Origin of the sequence: Psychrobacter sp. 5A.1, assembly GCF_030407455.1 — a bacterium.
Lineage (GTDB): Bacteria > Pseudomonadota > Gammaproteobacteria > Pseudomonadales > Moraxellaceae > Psychrobacter.
The window spans coordinates 61,419-80,810 of sequence record NZ_JASDDJ010000005.1 but is presented as its reverse complement, the minus strand read 5'-3'; the positions used below and the strand labels follow the sequence as shown (position 1 = coordinate 80,810).

At 44.1% G+C, this 19,392-nt stretch carries 15 protein-coding genes; 11 read left to right on the top strand and 4 right to left on the bottom strand.

The window, feature by feature from the left end:
• Positions 1–37: 37 nt before the first annotated feature.
• Positions 38–1,147, bottom strand: a complete 1,110-nt coding sequence (locus tag QL982_RS02245; RefSeq protein WP_290162987.1) for a WYL domain-containing protein — start codon at positions 1,145–1,147, stop codon at positions 38–40.
• 119 nt (positions 1,148–1,266) lie between these two features.
• Positions 1,267–4,026 carry an ATP-binding protein gene (locus tag QL982_RS02240; protein ID WP_290162989.1) on the bottom strand — a complete coding sequence of 920 codons (2,760 nt, stop codon included), beginning with the start codon at positions 4,024–4,026 and terminating at the stop codon, positions 1,267–1,269.
• Positions 4,027–4,436: 410 nt separating this feature from the next.
• Between QL982_RS02240 and rsmG the strand changes: the two genes are divergently transcribed.
• The 10 genes from rsmG (at position 4,437) to QL982_RS02190 (ending at position 14,460) form a co-directional block, all read left to right on the top strand.
• Complete coding sequence (gene rsmG / locus QL982_RS02235; protein WP_290162991.1) at positions 4,437–5,153, top strand: 16S rRNA (guanine(527)-N(7))-methyltransferase RsmG; 717 nt, start codon at positions 4,437–4,439, stop codon at positions 5,151–5,153.
• Between the two features lie 220 nt (positions 5,154–5,373).
• Positions 5,374–6,165 carry a ParA family protein gene (locus QL982_RS02230; protein ID WP_290162993.1) on the top strand — a complete coding sequence of 264 codons (792 nt, stop codon included), beginning with the start codon at positions 5,374–5,376 and terminating at the stop codon, positions 6,163–6,165.
• Positions 6,166–6,258: 93 nt separating this feature from the next.
• The gene (locus QL982_RS02225) at positions 6,259–7,407 is read left to right on the top strand and encodes a ParB/RepB/Spo0J family partition protein (RefSeq protein ID WP_290162995.1); all 1,149 of its coding nucleotides are present in this window, start codon (positions 6,259–6,261) and stop codon (positions 7,405–7,407) included.
• Between the two features lie 92 nt (positions 7,408–7,499).
• Entirely contained in the window at positions 7,500–8,234 is a 735-nt protein-coding gene (locus QL982_RS02220) for a MotA/TolQ/ExbB proton channel family protein (protein ID WP_290162997.1), read from the top strand.
• Between the two features lie 63 nt (positions 8,235–8,297).
• Positions 8,298–8,729 carry a biopolymer transporter ExbD gene (locus QL982_RS02215; protein WP_290162999.1) on the top strand — a complete coding sequence of 144 codons (432 nt, stop codon included), beginning with the start codon at positions 8,298–8,300 and terminating at the stop codon, positions 8,727–8,729.
• 77 nt (positions 8,730–8,806) lie between these two features.
• Positions 8,807–10,576, top strand: coding sequence for a lipid A export permease/ATP-binding protein MsbA (gene msbA, locus QL982_RS02210; protein ID WP_290163001.1), 1,770 nt, complete (start codon positions 8,807–8,809; stop codon positions 10,574–10,576).
• A gap of 67 nt (positions 10,577–10,643) precedes the next feature.
• Complete coding sequence (lpxK, locus tag QL982_RS02205) at positions 10,644–11,741, top strand: tetraacyldisaccharide 4'-kinase (protein ID WP_290163003.1); 1,098 nt, start codon at positions 10,644–10,646, stop codon at positions 11,739–11,741.
• Between the two features lie 227 nt (positions 11,742–11,968).
• The gene (gene kdsB, locus QL982_RS02200; protein WP_290163005.1) at positions 11,969–12,784 is read left to right on the top strand and encodes a 3-deoxy-manno-octulosonate cytidylyltransferase; all 816 of its coding nucleotides are present in this window, start codon (positions 11,969–11,971) and stop codon (positions 12,782–12,784) included.
• 83 nt (positions 12,785–12,867) lie between these two features.
• On the top strand, positions 12,868–14,001 hold the full coding sequence (locus tag QL982_RS02195) for a DNA polymerase III subunit delta' (RefSeq protein WP_290163007.1): 1,134 nt from the start codon (positions 12,868–12,870) through the stop codon (positions 13,999–14,001).
• A 111-nt stretch (positions 14,002–14,112) separates the two neighbouring features.
• Positions 14,113–14,460 carry a PilZ domain-containing protein gene (locus tag QL982_RS02190; protein ID WP_290163009.1) on the top strand — a complete coding sequence of 116 codons (348 nt, stop codon included), beginning with the start codon at positions 14,113–14,115 and terminating at the stop codon, positions 14,458–14,460.
• A gap of 136 nt (positions 14,461–14,596) precedes the next feature.
• Here the strand turns inward: QL982_RS02190 and ppk2 are convergent, their stop codons facing one another.
• Both ppk2 and QL982_RS02180 read right to left on the bottom strand, forming a co-directional pair.
• Positions 14,597–15,676, bottom strand: a complete 1,080-nt coding sequence (gene ppk2 / locus QL982_RS02185; RefSeq protein WP_290163011.1) for a polyphosphate kinase 2 — start codon at positions 15,674–15,676, stop codon at positions 14,597–14,599.
• Positions 15,677–15,861: 185 nt separating this feature from the next.
• Entirely contained in the window at positions 15,862–17,379 is a 1,518-nt protein-coding gene (locus QL982_RS02180; RefSeq protein ID WP_290163013.1) for an acetyl-CoA C-acetyltransferase, read from the bottom strand.
• A 545-nt stretch (positions 17,380–17,924) separates the two neighbouring features.
• Between QL982_RS02180 and QL982_RS02175 the strand changes: the two genes are divergently transcribed.
• Positions 17,925–19,325 (top strand): 3-oxoacyl-ACP reductase, encoded by a 1,401-nt coding sequence (locus tag QL982_RS02175; protein WP_290163015.1) that lies wholly within the window; start codon positions 17,925–17,927, stop codon positions 19,323–19,325.
• Positions 19,326–19,392 lie beyond the last annotated feature (67 nt).

Here is a 19,392-nt window from a genome sequence, read left to right as displayed (position 1 = left end):
CTTTTTAGTTCTTTATTTTTAATTTTAATACTTTATTCTAATCGTTATCTAATACAGCTTGATAGAGCAGCTCAGGCTTAGCATTCAGTAGACCACTGCCAAAACCGCGTAGCCACCAGACCAGCTGTGAGGTCAAATTGACAGTGGCTGTTATCGTGAGGGTACCATCATCATTTAGGGTCACGGTCTGATCGTCATTGAGCTTACTCTCCGTAAGGCTCTTACCAGCTTGTTGGGTGAACTGTAGCTCAACGACTGTATTCTTGCCACGCTCAGCCAGCTCACCAAACAGTGGATGACTAAAGCCCATGCTGCCTTCGTCCAAATAGGTGTCGAGTTGAAAGCTATCAGGCGTTTTTGCAGCAGTATCGAGAATCTCAACGTTGTCAAAACGATGTAGCGCAAAGGTGCGAATAGTGGCTTTTGGATCATCAGTACGAGTTGCCAGTAGATAGATAATCACGCCGCGCTGGATAATTGCGATAGGGTTTAGGGTGTATTCGCTGGCTTGTAATTTGTTGCTGCGAGTATAGCAAGCATGAATCTGGAGTTGATAAAATAGGGCGTGGTAAATGTTGTCTTTGCTGTCCAAGTCTATGTCTGGTGCGATGAGAGGCTGCGTGGCGGGTTCGATACGCACTCTGTCTATCCATGAATGCGTCACCTTGCTGTTTTTGAGCTGTCGTCTTGCCAAGTCAAACCAAGGAAATAATTCATCTAAAATAACAGGGGGCAGCAGCTGAGTAAGATTGGCCTCGACCATATTAAAAGCAACGGCTTGTGATAGGTTCATATGCGGCAAGCTTTGCAGCGGTGCATCATCGCACCACCGCCAGCCTTGTGGATTGGCATTGTTTTTTTCGATAGGAAAACGCTTGGCCAGCGCATTCAAATCGCGTTGAACCGTACGTAGACTGATATCAAAACCTGCCATCATGAGCTGCTCATAGATGTGCGTCGTGCCCACCCAACGATTACGCTGTAACTGCGATAGTACCTGCCATTGTCGCGCAGTGGTTGCCGCACCATGTCGATTGTCGTTGGTGTCTTTTGAGGCACCATTGTCTGCAGCTGCAAGCGTATTGGCTGGCGCATCAGGATTGGACTGAGCTTGGATGTTATCAGCATCAGTAGGATGTACAGTCATTAAGAGATACCCTTTATGAAATTACAAGTCGGTTTCGTACAAGTTGTTGCTCGGTCAAGCACCGTTAATCATCGCAGAAAAGCATCGCAGCGTCTAGAGACGTTCTCAAATGCTGATGATTATTTGATGGTTTTTGTCTCACTATCATCTAATGCATCTGCAGATTCAGTATCGTTTTTCTCGCTGCCTTTTTCGCTTTTCAGCTTTTCTTTTATGCTCTTGCCGTCTTTTTTTTGACGTTTTGCTTTGCGCTTTTTCTTGGCTTTCTTTTTGGATTTTTCATCATCGATATCATCACTGTTTTCTTGGTTTTCATCCCACAGCATCAGACGGCTTAATACTTTGCCAAACAGGGTGTCTTTACGATAACGCCCTTTTTTGTTCATAGTGTCGATGGGCAGACCCGTCATTAACGTTAATGCCTGACTTAAGGTATAGACGCCATAGATATGAAACTTGCCTGCATTGACCGCATCAATAATGTCGTCACGTAGCATCAGTTGTTTGACATTGGCCATTGGGATGACCACGCCTTGCTCGCCTGTCAGTGCTTGCTCGCGGCAGGCATCAAAAAACCCTGCGATTTTGGCATTGATGCCACCAACCGCCTGTACTTCGCCCAGCTGATTCATAGAGCCAGTAATAGCAAGAGACTGATTGATTGGGACATTTGCTAGCGCGGATAGCAGCGCACAGCCTTCGCTAACGGTGGCACTATCGCCATCAATTTGCGCGTAGCTCTGCTCGAATGCGAGCGAGGCACTAAAATTCAGCGCATGATGCTGGCTAAACAATGCTCGCAAATAGCTGGTCATAATCAGCATGCCTTTGGCGTGTAAGCTACCGCCCAAGTCTACATCACGCTCAATATCGAGGATTTCACCTGTGCCAATATTGGGCTGAATGACCGCAGTAAGCCGTGCTGGCATACCAAACTCACTATCGGCATAACTGACCACAGTAAGCGCATTAACTTGTCCAATAGCGTCGCCTTGCGTTTGGATCAGCTGCTGACCATTCTTAAGTTCATCCCAGTACAGATCGCGCAAATATCCTGAACGCTCATCCATGTCATCGATTGCTTGAGTGACATGATTTGCCGTCACCATATTCTCATTGTTTAAACGAGCATGACGGTTTGATTCATGCAATAGTTTGATCAATAAATCACTGTGTAGGCTTAAGCGATCTTGTTCTTCCGCTTGCAAGCTTAAATGCTCAAGTAGGGTGGCTTGCGCGCTACTATCAAACGGATAAAGACCAGCATAATCGATGATATCGGCCATTTTTGCGACCAAGGCCAATTCATGCTCACTGGTACGAGGCACATCGTCATGAAAGTCAGCTCGGACTTTGAATACCGCATCAAATTCAGGCTCAAGCTCTAACAGCTCATAATATAAGTCCGCTTCGCCTAGTAATATGACTTTGATACCTAAGTCAATGGGCGCTGGTGATAGAGACAAGCTACCTGTTAGCGTCAGCATTTGCTCAAGGCTCGATAGCTTGATTTTGCGTGATTGTAATGCACGCTTTAAGCCCTGCCATGCATAGGGGTGCTCCAGTAAATGGCTGGCTTCTAAAAGTAAATAGCCGCCATTGGCGCGGTGTAGAGCGCCTGCGCGAATCATACTGACATCAGTGGTCACAGTGCCTAATTGGGTGATTTGTTCGACATGACCCAACAAGTTAAGATGGGTTGGCAAATCTTCAAAAATCACTGGTGCACCACTGTCTGGCGTGTGACTAACAATAACGTTGACCGCATAACGGCTAGGCGTCGTAGCCAATACTGCCGTTACAAACTCTTCATCATCACCATTGACGATGCGCTCGACATGAGTGACCATATCATCAAACACAGCCTTGAGATAATCACTGACCAGCGGTTGAGTAGAAAACTGCTCATAGATAGGCACAAATAAAGGCTGTAGCGCACGGCGTGCAATATTTCGATGTAGGGTTTCAATCTCATCATTGGCTTCGTCTTCTAATTGCTCTAAAGCAATGGTCAGCTGACTCAGTCGCTTCTGCATATGATTTTTTTGGACAAAATTACTCAGCTCGGCTTCATATTCATTATTGCCATATGTAGAGTCTTGGTTGTCGTTCTCATTGCTATCAAGATCAGTGCCATCATCGCTCAGAATGGTATCTTCTTTGCTATCATGGGTATTTGCTAAATCTTTACGATTGCTAGGTGTCTTTACCTGCTTGTCATCATCGTTATTATTTTCTGTAGGCAGTTGACTGGGATGGACAAACATTGCCTTATTATCAAAGGATCTAAACGTCAACGCCAAATCATATTGTTTGCCTTCAGCATTGAGGGCGTCGTAGGCATGACGCTCTTTTTGATGAGTATTGTTTTTAATGGCTTCAATTTTACTTTGGTATTGATCACTACGAAAGCGTTGGCTCAACCGCTTTTTTGCCTGTTGCCATAAGTTATTGACTTGCTGTTGTAGTAGTGAGGCCTGACCAGCAGATAGGCGTAACGCCAATGGTGTACGTGGATCGGTAAAATTATGCACATAAACCCAATCATCAGGCGTTGGCGCATCGGCGGCAATGCGAGTGAGCAGGCGACTAATAACAGTACGCTTGCCCAGACCGTTCTCACCAGCGGCAAACACATGATAGCCACTGGCGTTAATGTCCAATGCTGTATGTAAGGCTTTGAGCGCGCGTTGTTGACCGAAGCCAACATCTAGGTCAGGCGCAGTACGTGTGTCTGTAGGCAATTCATCAGGGTCGCTATAGCGTTTTAATTGCTCAGCGGAAATGCGACAATTTTGCTGAACTTCTGTGAAGATAGGGTTTGGGGTATCAGGTGCTGTTTGCTTAATGTTTTTTGTATCGGTAGTAAGTGCTACCATATTGTTAGCGTCTTTTGATACTTGCGATATAGGGGTGTAGGGTTGTTCTGTCATAGGCGTTTGAAAAATCATCTTAAAAAGTATTAAAGGAATATGAGAAGTGATTGGTTTTTTCTGATCATGCGTATTCTGAGTTTTTATAATCAATCATGACATCTTACAAGATATAGTCACCTATTAGCGAAGTCATTAAGCGCAGTTTTGTATCATATTTAGGCAAATGCTTGAGCGTAAACAGTAAAAAACGAATGACTTAATCAGCGAATTGGAGGCAATCAAAGCAGAATAACGCCTCATGAACAGCGTAGATAGTATAAGATGTCCCACATTGGCGCAATCTGCAACTATTCAATGGGCAGACTGCATGATAAAATAAACGGTTCACAAGTCAAAACTGGATAACTCGTTGTATGTCAGCTTCCACTAAAAATGCTTCATCGTCTGCTAGCACGGATAATATCCGTATCGATCCGACTGGCTTTGTAAAGCTTGGCGCACAATTGCCAAAGCTGGCCAATATCTTGGCTCAAGCGACAAATGAGCTAAGTCTACCGTTAAGTGAAACGCAACAGCGCACGTTATTATTGTACTTAGACCAGCTTTTGTTGTGGAATAAAGCGTATAATCTGACCGCCATTACTGACCCAGAAGAAGCGCTTGTCAAACATGTGATTGATTGTTTGTCTATTATAGCGCATTTACCTGCTGGATCGTTGCTTGATATTGGCACGGGAGCAGGCTTACCAGCGGTTATTATCGCTATTTGTCAGCCTGAGCGCCAATGTACAGCGCTTGATAGCAACCAGAAGAAAATTCGCTTCATTAAGCAAATCAGTAGTGAGCTTGGCTTGAGTAATATGCAGCCGATTGCCTCGCGCATTGAAGCGCATGAAGCCAGCTATGATGTCGTGACATCACGAGCGTTTGCCAGTTTGATCGATTTTGTGGAAGTGGCACAGCCAAGATTGGCAGATGGGGGCTATTTATGCGCGATGAAAGGCAAAGCGCCGAGTGAAGAAGAGCTGCAAGCACTGGATAGTGATTGGCATATTAAAACGATTAAGCTGACCGTACCGCGCTTGCATGACAGTCGCCATTTAATCGAAATGTCTAGCAAAGATAGTTAAATCATAAATACTTTGCAGTCATGAAGCGGCCGCTATTTTTCGTGAAACTCAGTTTACGTCCGTATTTAAATGACATAGTATTTAAAAGCATTTAAAATGCGCGAACGTAAATCGAGCTATTTATACGATAAACGGCTGTTTATTATGAAGGGCTGAGCAGAAAAGACCATGTTACCAATCGAATCAAAAGTAATAGACCCTAATAAAATTGAGTGAGTGTATGGAAATCATAGCAATTGCGAATCAAAAAGGCGGTGTGGGTAAAACCACGACAGCAGTAAATTTGACCGCCAGCTTGGCTGCTAAGCGCAAGCACGTACTGCTGATTGACCTAGACCCACAAGGTAATGCGACCAGTGGTACAGGCGTTGACAAAAACGAGTTAGATCTGACCATAGCGGACGTTTTGCTAGATGGCGTCGCGTTGTCTGAAGTCATTGTTACTAGTCCAGCAGGGTTTGATGTCATTGGTGCCAATCGTGATTTGGCTGGCATGGACATCACATTGATGAGTAAGACCGACAGTCACGAATTGTTCAAAACCGCCATGGCTGAATTGGTTAAAGATCAGGTCTCTGCGCAAAAACAGCCATACGATTATGTGATTATAGATTGTGCACCTAGTTTGAACTTATTGACGATTAACGCATTGGTTGCTACTGATAGTGTGATTATTCCTATGCAGTGCGAGTATTATGCATTAGAAGGGTTGGCAGACTTATCACAAACCATTGAACGTTTGACAGAGTTGAATCCTAAGCTGTACATTCGCGGCGTGGTTAGAACGCTATTTGATGCACGCAACACGCTCGCCCGTGATGTGTCTACTGAGCTAGAAGCACACTTTGGCGATATTATGTACAAGACGCATATTCCAAGAAACATTCGCTTGGCAGAAGCACCTGCGCATGGCTTGCCAGTCATTGCGTATGAAAGATGGTCGAAGGGCGCACGCGCGTACCAAAAACTGGCTGCTGAAGTAATGAAACAAAGCAGTGAATCTTTTCTATAAGAACGGCTTAACAATAGAGCACTTAACATCGTATTTAGTAAGCCGCATCAGTAATCAATTGGCTTTTATTTTAGCGTTAGAGGATAGGTAATCATGGCGAAGAAAAGAGGGTTGGCTGCTAATCGGGGCTTAGATGCCTTATTAGGGTCGATCAAAAAAGAAAAGCAAATTACCGCCTCTGCCTTGCAAGATGATATGGCTGCGCGTGACAGTGTTGCGCCAGATGCTAATGTGCCTGTAGATAGTGTTTCTGTAGATAGTGAGTCTACTGATACCGCGCCGGCCAAAGCCAGTAAAAAACCGACGGCAAAAACCACGGATAATGCGGTTGCTAGTGATAATAGCACTCGCTCATCGCGCGCACCACGTGCTACGAGCAAGGCCACTATCAATAAATCCCGTGGCAATAACACAGATATGAACGCGCCAGAAGATCAGATCAGCCTAGTACAAATCGATGTCACTCGCTTGCAAGCAGGTAAGTATCAACCACGCCGCGATATGAGTGAAACGGCGCTGGCAGAGTTGGCGTCTTCTATTGAACAGCATGGTGTGATGCAGCCTATCGTTATTCGTCCATTACTGGCAAATGAAGACAAGAGTGAGGCGTTTGTTACTCACGAAATTATTGCTGGTGAGCGCCGCTGGCGTGCCGCAAAAATGGCAGGAAAGTTCGTTATTCCTGCGATTGAGCGCGCCTTGTCTGATGAGTTGGCGATTGCATTGGCGTTGATTGAAAACATCCAGCGTGAAGATTTGTCGGTGATTGAGCAGGCGGCGGCATTGCAGCGCTTTCATACTGAGTTTGGTATGAGTCATGCGATGATTGCAGAGGTCGTTGGTAAAGCACGTACGACGGTATCGAACTTGCTGCGTTTGAATCAGCTACATGATACGGTGAAAGATCATTTGGCCAATAGCGCTCTAGACATGGGTCATGCCCGCACGCTTTTGGCACTATCCTCTGAGCAGCAGCCGATCATCGCGCAAAAAATTATCGATGGTGGTATGACTGTGCGAGAAGCTGAAAAATTGGTTAAGTCAATTTTGCAGCCTGCGCCCAAAACCAATCGCACTGAACAAGCTCAGTCTCGTGATGTAGAGCGTTTGACACAGAGATTGACAGATGTGCTTGGTGCTGAAGTCAAACTGAAGCATAAAAAAGATGGACAGGGCAGTGTTGAAATATTTTTTCAAAATCAAGATCAGCTGGCTGCCTTAATTAAACATATAGAAGCCTAAATTTCAGGTCATTTACGAGTTAGCAGCCCCTATCCAAACGCTAAATCGTCTCTATAACAACTATTTTTGCAAGAATATGGAAGAGAGTCAGTATGTGGGAATTGGTAAAAGCGGGTGGTTGGTTGATGACACCTATCGTGGTATGTTCAATATTGGCATTGGTTATCATCATTGAGCGTAGCCATACCTTACAGTTTAATAAAGTTGCACCCAGTAGATTGCGTGAACAGCTAATAACTCGTCTACGTGAAAATGGCGATATTGGTCGTACACAATTGATGAATGTCAAAGAAAAAACACCATTGGGTGATATTCTAGCGACAGGGCTTCTTTATCGGCAATATGGTTTAGATTCAATGACGATGCACATGCAAAATCGTGCAAGTGTGCAAGTGCATCAGTTAGAAAAAAACATCAATATGCTTGGAACTATAGGTGCGATTGCGCCATTGCTGGGCTTATTAGGTACGGTACTAGGTATTATCTCTTCATTCTTGGCGATTACCGATGGTGCTATGCAAGACCCAACGATGCTTGCTGCTGGTGTGTCACAAGCGTTGATTACGACTGCTGCGGGTATGATTGTTGCTATCCCAGCACTGGTTGCTTATCGCTATTTTCAGCGCCGTATCATCGATGTTAATGCCCAATTTGAGACTCAAGCGGGACTCATGATTCAAGAGCTATATGATTATCATTTGATCGAAAACATACCTGCTACTAATGTGAATGTGCCTGCACACCGTGCATCATTGGATAACACGGTAGACAACGCATATCCAGCAGATGCGTTAAGCCCAAATCAGAATGTTGCCGTTACTTCTTAGTATCAGTGATGATAGTGATAACCCATCGAGAACATGAGTATTAAGTAAATTAAAGAGAGTGATATGCGCTTTAGAAAACCGACTGTTGAGCCGCTCGAAATTAATCTAACCCCAATGATTGACTGTTTGCTATTTTTGATCATATTTTTGCTGCTAGCAACGTCATTTAATCATTTTAGTCGCTTAAATATCATTCTGCCTGAAGCTGAAGGTGTCGCATTAACTGAACAAAAAAACAGTATTGAAGTGGCGGTACAAGAAGATGGCAGTTACTTGGTCAATGGTATTACGCTTGCCAGTAGTAATGAGGCAGAGTTGACCAGTATGCTACAACAAGAGGCGGGTAGTAATCGCGATATGTTGTTTGTCATTGCAGCGGACGCCAATGCTACCCATCAATCTGTGGTACGAGTGATGGATATCGCTGGAAAGCTTGGATTTTTGAACTTAAACATCAGTACGGTTGTGCCACTTGGTCAAACTTTGCCACAATAATATGTGTATTCTTACCATCATAAAACTGTGTGATAAACACAGCTCATTCATATCATGATATCCAAATTGAGGCTTTTATGAGCCATTCTAAAAAAAATAAAGCATCCAATAATGTACAGTCATCTTCACCACCCAAACTCAATACATTATTACGTCTGCTAAGCTACCTGAAGCCTTATTGGTGGGCCTTATTGTTAGTTGTATTAGGGTTTGCAATCAATGCGGCAACAGAGATTTGGATTGCCAAACTATTGCAATACATCACCGATGCGATTAACCAAGATGACCGTAGTAAACAAGCTTTATTTCCACTTTTAATTATTGCCCTATTCTTTGTACGGGGTGTCGGTAGCTTTTTAGGTAATTACTACTCTGCTTTGGTCTCACGTAACTTGGTTTATGAGCTACGGGTGGAAGTCTTTAATAAATTATTGCGTTTACCAAGCTCTTTTTATTTGGCCAACTCCTCTGGAACGATCTCATCGAAGCTTATTTTTGATGTAGAGCAGGTAACAGCGGCCAGTACCGATTCAATGAAAACCTTAGTGCGTGATGGTTTGACCGTTGTAGCGTTAATTGGGTTTTTACTTTATACCAATTGGCGATTGACCTTGATTTTATTTTTAGTCTTGCCGCCCATTTTATGGTTGGTTAGAGTGGCTTCCAAACGATATATCAAACTTTCCAAAGGTATCCAAGAAACCATGGGCGGTGTTAGTCACATAACCAACGAGGTGGTTGGTGGCTATCAAGTGGTAAAAAACTATGGTGGTCAACCTTATGAGGCACACCGTTTCGACGAAGTATCGAAAAAGAACTTGCGTCAAGGTATGAAAATCGTGGTTACCAATAGTATTAACACCCCAGCCGTACAGCTATTGATGGCGATGGCCATGTCTGTAGTAGTATGGCTAGCACTACAGCCATCGATAATTGACAATATCACAGCGGGCGAATTCATATCTTATATTGCCGCCGCTGGCTTGCTCAGCAAACCAGTACGCTCGCTCACTGATGTCAACCAAAAGCTACAAAGAGGCATTGCCGCTGGTGAGTCGATTTTTGCGTTAATTGATGAGACTGAAGAAGTTGATACAGGCATACAAAGCCCTTCTTTATCAGGTGAGGTCAATCTGAATAATGTCGGTTTAACCTATCCTGACTCAACCATCGCTTTACGTGATTTTAGTTTGGATATCCGAGCAGGCGAAACAGTAGCGTTGGTCGGACGAAGTGGCGCGGGAAAATCCTCTTTGGTCAACTTATTGACACGTACGCTCACCACGACCTCAGGGCAGATTACATTAGATGGCATACCAATCGAAGATATTAAATTAGAGAGTTTGCGCGCCCAAATCGCGATGGTGAACCAGCAAGTTGTACTGTTCAATACCACGGTATTCAACAATATTGCTTATGGAAGTCTGGCGAATAAGACTCAAGCTGAAGTTGAGCGAGCAGCGAAAGAAGCTTTTGCTCATGATTTTATTATGAAAATGCCAAACGGCTATCAAAGTGAAATCGGTGCTGAAGGATTGCAATTGTCTGGCGGACAGCGTCAGCGATTATCGATTGCTCGTGCGCTATTAAAAGATGCACCGATTCTAATCTTAGATGAGGCCACCAGTGCCCTTGACAATGAGTCTGAGTATTACATTCAGCAAGCGCTCGACAACGTTATGAAAGACCGTACGACATTGGTGATTGCACATCGATTGACGACTATCGAGTCAGCTGACCGTATTGCGGTGATGGATGGCGGCCAGATTGTTGAGTTAGGAACGCATGATGCGCTAATGCAGCTGCAAGGCCACTATGCGCAAATGTATGCTCGAGATTTTGAGTAGTCATTTTATAGAGTTGTCAGCCAGCTTTTAAGCAGCCATGAACCAATAAGATAAGTGATCGTTATTAATGAGCATTGAGACGACAATAACCGATGCATGGCAACGTAAGGCGGCTTGGCTGTGGCTATTACTACCCATTAGCTGGTTATATGGGCTAATGACGATGCTGCGTCGTCAAGCTTATAAGATTGGCCTATTATCAAGCTATCGAGCACCTATTCCAGTGATGGTCATTGGTAATATTAGTGTGGGCGGTAGCGGTAAGACGCCGTTGATTATAGCTTTGGTCACTTATCTGCAAAAAAAAGGCATAAAAGTAGGGGTGATTAGTCGCGGATATGGCGGTGATACGAGCCAAATGCCCGCATTGGTTAGCACGACCAGTTTACCCCACGTGGTAGGAGATGAGCCATGCTTGATTGCTCATATGACGGGTGCTGCGATGACAGTGTGCCCCAATCGTCAGCAAGCGATTACTGCTTTATTAAATGTTGAGCCTGATTTGCAATTGATTATTGCGGATGATGGTTTGCAGCACTATGCACTACAACGTGATATCGAATGGATTGTGGTGGATGCCGCTCGTGGGTTTGGCAATGAGCAACTACTGCCAACGGGTTTTTTGCGAGAGCCAGTGTCACGATTAGAGGGTGCCAATGTTATTTATCATGAAAAGCCAGATACAAATTTAACTCAAAGTCTTGAACGTTTGACCATGCATTTGCAAGCTGATGAATTGCAGCGTCTATGGAGTCCTACATCACTTGCGCCTCAACCAAACAATGTCAAGCCTGCTAATAACAGCCAAATTCATGCTGTTAGTGGTATCGGCTATCCGCAGCGTTTTTTTGATACGTTAGAGTCTATTGGCTTTGAGGTTATCGGGCACCCTTATCCTGATCACTATGATTTTAGCTTGGCTGAACTTTTGCAATATCGCGATTGTCCTATTGTTGTGACCAGTAAAGATGCGGTAAAAATAAGCGCGTTGTTGTCAGAGCATATTGCGGCGCAAGCATTAAATGATGAGTATGCAGAACTCGTAAGCAGGTTGTGGGTGTTGCCAGTGACCGCCATATTATCCGATAACTGTTATGATAATCTAGATGAGCAGCTACAGGCGTTAGGGATTCGTATCGACCATGATATAAGTACGACAGCCTAGGGCGTGTCCTCAATTCAATTGATCATATCTAAACGGGCTAAAAATGGCTAAATTTTGCCAAACATCGTTAAATAGCTGGTTAATATCCCGATATTATCTGCGCTATTTTCCTTGTTTGACTGCAATTTATCTCATTTTTATCACCATTTTTAAAATGAGGACACACCCTAATTTATAGATAGCCGCTAATATTTTAAATCGCCGTATAATTTTCATAGGAATACACCATGTCGTTTGTCGCCACCCCTGCCAAAACCCATATCGTGATTCCTGCACGTTTTAAGAGTACACGGCTACCTGGTAAGCCATTGCTGAGTATTCATGGTAAGCCAATGATACTTTGGGTGGCCGAAAAGGCGCAGACAGCGAACTTTGCTGACGATATGTGTATTGCGACTGATGATGAGCAAATTGCAAAGGTATGTAGTGATGCGGGCTTTGATGTCGTTATGACCAGTAGCGAACATGCTTCTGGTACTGATCGCTTGGCAGAAGTTGCCGCTATTAAAGGCTGGGCTGACCATGACATTGTGGTAAATATGCAAGGGGATGAGCCCCTTGTGCCACCTTTATTACTAGAGCAAGTGCAGGCACTTTTGGTAGCGGACAAAGATAGCGTGATGGCCACACTCTGTGAGCCTATCGATGACTACGAGACATTCCAACGACCATCAGTGGTAAAAGTGGTCAGCCAATATGCTCACGACTTACAGCGTGCGCTTTATTTTAGCCGTGCGCCCATTCCTTGTGATCGTGATGTCGTGTTGGCGAGTGATAACCAAAGACCAACACCAAAAAATGCTTATCGTCACTTGGGTTTATATGCTTATCGTGTCAGTCTATTGCAGCAGTTCGTAAACTGGCCACAAACGCCACTTGAGATACTCGAAAGCCTAGAGCAGTTAAGGGTTTTAGAAAATGGTGAGCATATCGCAATCGCAGAAGCTGCCTGTCAATTACCGGCTGGAGTCGACACACAAGAAGATTTAGACCGCTTAAACGCGATGAGTTTAGATAACTTTCAACATTCTACTGAATCATAGTCTGAGCGAAGTTGTGTACAATTTCAGAGCATCGTTATCGTGCTGCATCCTAAGTACCTAAAAAACGTGATAGAGCCATAACCATGAATGATTTGACAGGAAGTATGGACGCACTAGATAACACCGACCGTATGTATTTTGCCCCATTACTGCCATGGCAGCAGGCGTTGTGGTTACAATTGACCAAACGTGTATTAACACAGCAGTCTTTGCCGCATGCGCTGCTCGCTGCTGGTATGCAAGGTATGGGCAAACGCGCTTTTGTCTGGCGATTGGTCGCTTGGCTATTATGCCGTGAGCGTAGCACAAACCCACTGGGCGCTTGTAGTGCGTGTGAGAGCTGTCAGTGGCTCAAGTCGGGAACTCATCCAAGCTTGCAAGTATTACCACTGGTCAGTATGCCAGTCAGTGCAGAGAGTGATAGCCTTAAGGAAAAACCAAGCAGCAGCGCAAAAGACAAAAAATCCAGCAAAGCAGCCAGTCATAGCGCCCTTAAAATCAAAATTGATGACATTCGTGCCCTGCAACCTTTTATTTATCAAGGCGGGCAAGGGATGCGTATCTGTGTGTTAGATCATGCGGAGAAAATGACTATTGCTGCTGCCAATGCACTGCTTAAAACATTGGAAGAGCCGCAAGCGCAAGTACATCTGTTTTTGATTAGTGATACGCCAGCACAGCTACTGCCAACCATTAAAAGCCGCGTACAGCAGTTGGCATTACAGACTATCGAGCCCACTGTAGCGGTCGATTATGTGACGTATGCACTCGGTCATACCATCAATCGTGAAGCCGTTGCTAAAACGGCGATTGAACAGCTGATACAGCTGGCAAATGGTGCACCACTGGCGGCTATAGCCATGGCACAGGCACCATGGTATAGCAAGCGCGCCTTATGGCTGACGACATGGCAGGCGCTACGTAGCGGTAAGCGCAGTAGTGTGGCAGCCAGTGATTATTGGCAAAACCAATTGGGCATTAAAGAATTTATACAGCTGTCTGAGCTGATGCTTCTTGACATACGCCGTGTCTGTTTAGGACTTGATGAATTACAAAAAGACGTCAATCTATCCACGATACTAGCCTCTTATCAACCCACGGATAGTGGATTAGAGGCATTTGCCAATAGTATGCAGCAGACCAAAGTTGCCCTACAACAAAATGTGCAAGAAAAATTTGCTTATGATAAGCTAATGCAGGAATTGGCATGCTTATAAAGCGGTGAGATCACGTTTAATGAGAGCTTGGCAATTTGCAATCGACTTTATTTATATACTCTCAGTAATTCATAAAAATACATTAGACCCAATTGATAAAGGAAGCTGACTATGGCAATGCCAGGACGTGGCGGGATTTTAACCTGTCATATGGAAAATATTGAAACGTTGTATGCCAGCTATTTGTCTTTCGTAAGTAATGGCGCTTTATTTGTACCCTCCAATCAGCCTCAAAAATTGGGTGATGAAGTGTTCATTGCCGTTACGTTACCTAACTCAAGCGAACGCCTACCGATGAACGGAAAGATCGTTTGGATCAATGCTAAAACTCAAGGCAGTCGACCAGCAGGTTTCGCTGTGCAAATTGGCAGTGATGTCGCTGGTCTAAGAATCAAAAACGAAGTTGAGCGATTGTTGGCTGGGAAAATTGATAGCTTACAATCAACTTATACCATGTAGCGTTTTTTGGGTTGGTATTTTTTCTGATCGATTGCACGCATCGCTTTTTTTAACCCACTCGCTAAAAAAGCAGCCTTATAATATTATAAGGCTGCATATGAATGCCAAAATCACTTAGGTCGTATATAAGTAGGGGCTAATAGCGAGGCGGTACATACATGTCATTTGGGATGGGTTCTCGGTAATATTCATCATCGCGTTTGCGATTGGGCAACTCTACTTCGTCACGAGGCACTTCTTTATAGGGGATTTGTTCGAGTAAATGGGCAATGCAGTTTAGCCTTGCGCGCTTTTTATTGTTGCCTTCTACGACCCACCACGGTGCTTCAGGGATATGAGTGCGTTCAAACATGGTCTCTTTTGCTTTGGTATAATCTTCCCAGCGGCGGCGTGATTGTAGATCCATTGGTGAGAGTTTCCACTGCTTGAGAGGGTCATATATCCGACTCATAAAGCGTGCATGTTGCTCATCATCGGTAATGGAAAACCAATATTTTACTAAGCGAATGCCTGATCGTACGAGCATACGCTCAAAATCTGGCACCGACTGAAAGAACTCTTCATACTGTGCATCTGTGCAAAAGCCCATGACTCGCTCAACACCGCCGCGGTTGTACCAACTACGGTCAAACAATACGATCTCACCCGCTGCTGGCAAATGGGCGACATAGCGTTGAAAATACCATTGTGTTTGCTCGCGTTCAGTGGGGGCAGGTAAGGCTGCGACACGGCAAACTCTTGGATTTAAGCGCTGAGTAATGCGTTTAATGGCGCCACCTTTGCCAGCAGAATCCCGCCCTTCAAAGATAACGACGATACGCTCACCACGATCAACCACCCAATCTTGTAGTTTTATCAGCTCTCGCTGTAATCGTACCAATTCATGAAAGTAGGTACGTCGATCCAGTTTTTCTTGCTCGCTCATCTCACGCCCATTAAAACGAAAGTCGCGTGCATAGTCATCTACTTCATTTTCTAATTCTTCATCATAAGTATCGATTAAATCTTGATGCATTTTTCGTCGCAGCTCATCATCAAGCACTTCTTTTTCGATACGTTCAGAAAGAATGGTTTGCTCACGATTATACTGATCTAAGTGCTCCTTGGTCACTAGGGATTGAAAATCAGTTGTTGTGCGCGGTTCTGTTATTACCAATGCTTCAGAGCCAAAAATGATTTGCCTCATTTTTTTCAATAAATTTTTTGTCTTACCCATAAATATTACCTTTGTTTGGCGTATCGGCTTTTTTGAGAGGCTGTTATCTAGATCATTTTTATAATAACAAAATACGGCTAATAAAAAATGCCCTTTAAATAAATTAAAGGGCATTTTTTATTGATAGATGGGTGCTGATTAAAATAATCAATCAGCATTTCTTCTTAATTTAAAAGTAATCAAGATTATTTTTCTAGAATACAAGTCACACCTTGACCGCCTGCGGCACAGATAGAGATTAGTGCACGACCTGAGCCTTTTTGATCCAGCAGTTTAGCCGCAGTGGCTAGAATGCGACCACCAGTGGCAGCAAATGGATGACCTGCCGCGAGTGATGACCCATTGACGTTTAATTTGCTACGATCGATTGATCCTAGAGGTGCATCTAACCCTAAACGCTCTTCACAGAATTTTTCATTTTCCCAAGCGGCGAGTGTTGATAACACTTGTGAAGCAAAGGCTTCATGAATTTCATAAAAGTCAAAGTCTTGTAGTGTCAAGCCCGCACGCTCAAGCATACGTGGCACAGCATAAGCTGGTGCCATTAATAGGCCTTCAGTTGTGCCAGACTTACCGATGAAATCTACCGCTGCAGTTTCTTGATGAACGATATAAGCAAGTGGTTTTAGGCCGTGCTCTTTTGCCCACTCATCAGTACCTAGTAGTATACAAGACGCCCCGTCAGTGAGCGGTGTAGAGTTGGCAGCAGTCATCGTTGGGTTGGCGTTCTTTTTGCCAAATACAGGCTTTAACTTAGCCAGTTTTTCTAAAGTGGTATCTGGACGCAAGTTATTGTCACGAGTCAGACCTTTATACGGTGTGATCAAATCGTCAAAGAAACCTTCATCATAAGCACGCGCTAGGTTTTGATGGCTATTAAAGGCAAGCTCATCTTGTGCTTCGCGACTGATATTCCACTCAAGTGCGGTGATCGCCTGATGATCGCCCATTGATAGGCCAGTACGTGGCTCACCGTTTTGTGGTGAATCAATCAGGTCTTTTGGATTTAGACCCATCAGGGCTTTTAGGCGCTGCTTGTTGTCTTTTGCTGCGCCAAGTTTGATAAGTACTTTACGCAGACCATCGCCAATCGCGATAGGCGCATCAGACGTCGTATCTACACCGCCAGTGATGGCTGAATCAATCAGACCAAGCGCGATCTTGTTAGCAGAAGCAAATGTCGCCTGCAAGCCAGTACCGCAAGCTTGTGAGATATCATAAGTTGGCGTGTGTGGGTTTAGTGCTGTGTTCAATGTCGCTTCACGAGTTAGGTTGATATCACGGCTCAGCTTCATGACTGCACCAGACACGACTTCACCTAATGTCTCGTCTTGTAGGTTATAGCGCTCAACCAAGCCGTCTAATGCAGCCGTTAGCATATCTGTGTTGCTAACGTCAGCGTATGAGCCGTTTGAACGAGCAAATGGGATACGATTACCACCTAAGATTGCCACGCGATTTAGAGTTGAAGCTGGTTTGGTTTTGCTGACTTTTTTAGCAGTAGGGGTGGGCGTTTTAGCCGCAGTGGTTTCTACTTTATTATCGACCGCTTTTTCGTTCGCCGTTTCTTTAACATTATTATCTTTAGCAGCCGTGTTTTTTGCAGCGGTTTCTTTTTGCGTATTGTCCGCTTTTGTATCAGTCGCTTTAACAACAGTACTTTCGACAACAGGGCTATCAGGGTGATTGTTTTTATTAATCATAATATTATCCTTAAAAAGTATGGTTGGAAGAAAGAAGTGAAATGGTTAAGTTATTTTATACAAGCAAATATTATCATTTATTACGCGATACTGTTGTTTATCATAAGGCGTTTTTGCCCACTTAATGTATATCTTTGGCAAACTATGTGACGCTTATATAAGGTCAGTAGTAGATTCATAACTATAACTCAGGATTTTGATAGACTGACTAGTAAAAAATAGTAGCATTGCATCACCGTACGTTTGATAATATATTGTTATCGATAATCAAATGTGCCATAACTTATAGGTCGGATTTTAGCATGTTATAGTGGCTTTTAATGCTGCTAAAAACGACTGGCTTGTATACTGACTTGTTTACAGATTGTTGTAGACATTACCTGTTTTTGGACTTGTTTATAAGGGAAGTGTATAGTTAGGCTAGTTTTGAGGCAATTTACTAAATATCAATAATTACAATGTTGATGTATCTATATAATAGGCACATTATATTTTTCGTTTACTATTATTCGAACCATTCATTCATTATTTATAGGGAATATATTATGTCAGACCGTTATGGTGATTTTGTTCAGTCTTCTATTGGCAAAAAAGTAGCAAAAAACTTAGGCTTACCGATGCCAACAACGCTTGATCGTTTTGAAAGCGGCGAGCGTTTGGTCCGTGGTAGTGTGTTGGTTGGCCGTGCCACTGGCGATGATAAGAGCGTTAGTGAGTCTGTTGCGCGTATCCTGTCAGACGTTCATGCTGAAGTATATGTAAACAGCAGTGATGACATCAAAGACGCCCTTGCCGATGCAGGCGTAGAGGCAAAAGCCAACACGGGCAGCGATGATCAATTCAAAGTACTGCTTTTTGATGCCAGTAATATCAGCAATGCTGAACAGTTAAAAGAGCTTTATGAATTTTTCCACACGGTTGCACGCCGCGTAGAAAAATCAGGCCGTGTGGTTGTGGTTGGTCGCACGCCAGAAAACATCACTGATATCGAATTTGCAATGGCTCAGCGTTCGCTTGAAGGCTTTGTAAAATCAGTGGGTAAAGAATTTAAGCGCGGTATCACAGCGCAGCTGATTTATGTTGAAGAAGGTGCAGAACAAAACCTAGATTCGACCTTACGCTTTTTTACCTCAGCACGTTCAGCTTATGTGTCAGGACAAGTGGTGCGCGTCAGTAAGGGCAGCTCAGTCGATGTTGATTGGAATCAGCCTTTAGGTGGCAAGACTATGCTAGTAACTGGCGCAAGTCGCGGTATTGGCGAAGCCATCGCTCGTGTATTGGCTCGCGAAGGGGCGCATGTTATCTGTCTTGATGTACCGCAGCAGCAAGCTGACCTACAGAAAGTCGCTAATGAAATCAGTGGCTCTGCTTTGACGGTAGATATCACTAGCGAAGATGCTGGTGCAGAAATCGCTGACGCTGCCCAAAAACGTGGCGGCCTCGATTCAATTATCCATAATGCTGGCGTGACTCGTGATAAGACGTTGGCTAAGATGGATGAGAAAAAGTGGAATATGGTCATCGATATCAACTTGGGCAGTATCGCTAGATTGAACCGTTACTTGTTGGACAATGACGTACTCAAAGAAAACGCACGTATCGTATGTGTGTCGTCAATCTCAGGTATTGCAGGCAACATGGGTCAAACCAACTATGCCACGTCGAAAGCAGGTGTGATTGGTTTGGTTAACGCAACTGCCAAGCAATTAGAAGACAACGCTAAAGGCATGACGATCAATGCAGTCGCTCCTGGTTTCATCGAAACACAAATGACCGAAGCCATTCCATTTGCTATTCGTGAAGCGGGTCGCCGCATGAACTCGATGAGCCAAGGTGGCTTACCAGTAGATGTGGCTGAGACCATCGCATGGTTCGCTTCACCTGCGTCTGGCGGTCTAAATGGCAACACGGTTCGCGTCTGTGGTCAAAGCTTACTTGGTGCATAATGTTGATTAATTAATAGGTATGTGTGAGAAGTAAGGTGCAGATAGAGACAGTAGTTGTATGATACGA

Coding starts and splice junctions, on each gene's coding strand:
- QL982_RS02245 (WP_290162987.1), bottom strand. CDS start 1,147: ATGACTGTACATCCTACTGATGCTGATAACATCCAAGCTCAGTCCAAT.
- QL982_RS02240 (WP_290162989.1), bottom strand. CDS start 4,026: ATGGTAGCACTTACTACCGATACAAAAAACATTAAGCAAACAGCACCT.
- rsmG (WP_290162991.1), top strand. CDS start 4,437: ATGTCAGCTTCCACTAAAAATGCTTCATCGTCTGCTAGCACGGATAAT.
- QL982_RS02230 (WP_290162993.1), top strand. CDS start 5,374: ATGGAAATCATAGCAATTGCGAATCAAAAAGGCGGTGTGGGTAAAACC.
- QL982_RS02225 (WP_290162995.1), top strand. CDS start 6,259: ATGGCGAAGAAAAGAGGGTTGGCTGCTAATCGGGGCTTAGATGCCTTA.
- QL982_RS02220 (WP_290162997.1), top strand. CDS start 7,500: ATGTGGGAATTGGTAAAAGCGGGTGGTTGGTTGATGACACCTATCGTG.
- QL982_RS02215 (WP_290162999.1), top strand. CDS start 8,298: ATGCGCTTTAGAAAACCGACTGTTGAGCCGCTCGAAATTAATCTAACC.
- msbA (WP_290163001.1), top strand. CDS start 8,807: ATGAGCCATTCTAAAAAAAATAAAGCATCCAATAATGTACAGTCATCT.
- lpxK (WP_290163003.1), top strand. CDS start 10,644: ATGAGCATTGAGACGACAATAACCGATGCATGGCAACGTAAGGCGGCT.
- kdsB (WP_290163005.1), top strand. CDS start 11,969: ATGTCGTTTGTCGCCACCCCTGCCAAAACCCATATCGTGATTCCTGCA.
- QL982_RS02195 (WP_290163007.1), top strand. CDS start 12,868: ATGAATGATTTGACAGGAAGTATGGACGCACTAGATAACACCGACCGT.
- QL982_RS02190 (WP_290163009.1), top strand. CDS start 14,113: ATGGCAATGCCAGGACGTGGCGGGATTTTAACCTGTCATATGGAAAAT.
- ppk2 (WP_290163011.1), bottom strand. CDS start 15,676: ATGGGTAAGACAAAAAATTTATTGAAAAAAATGAGGCAAATCATTTTT.
- QL982_RS02180 (WP_290163013.1), bottom strand. CDS start 17,379: ATGATTAATAAAAACAATCACCCTGATAGCCCTGTTGTCGAAAGTACT.
- QL982_RS02175 (WP_290163015.1), top strand. CDS start 17,925: ATGTCAGACCGTTATGGTGATTTTGTTCAGTCTTCTATTGGCAAAAAA.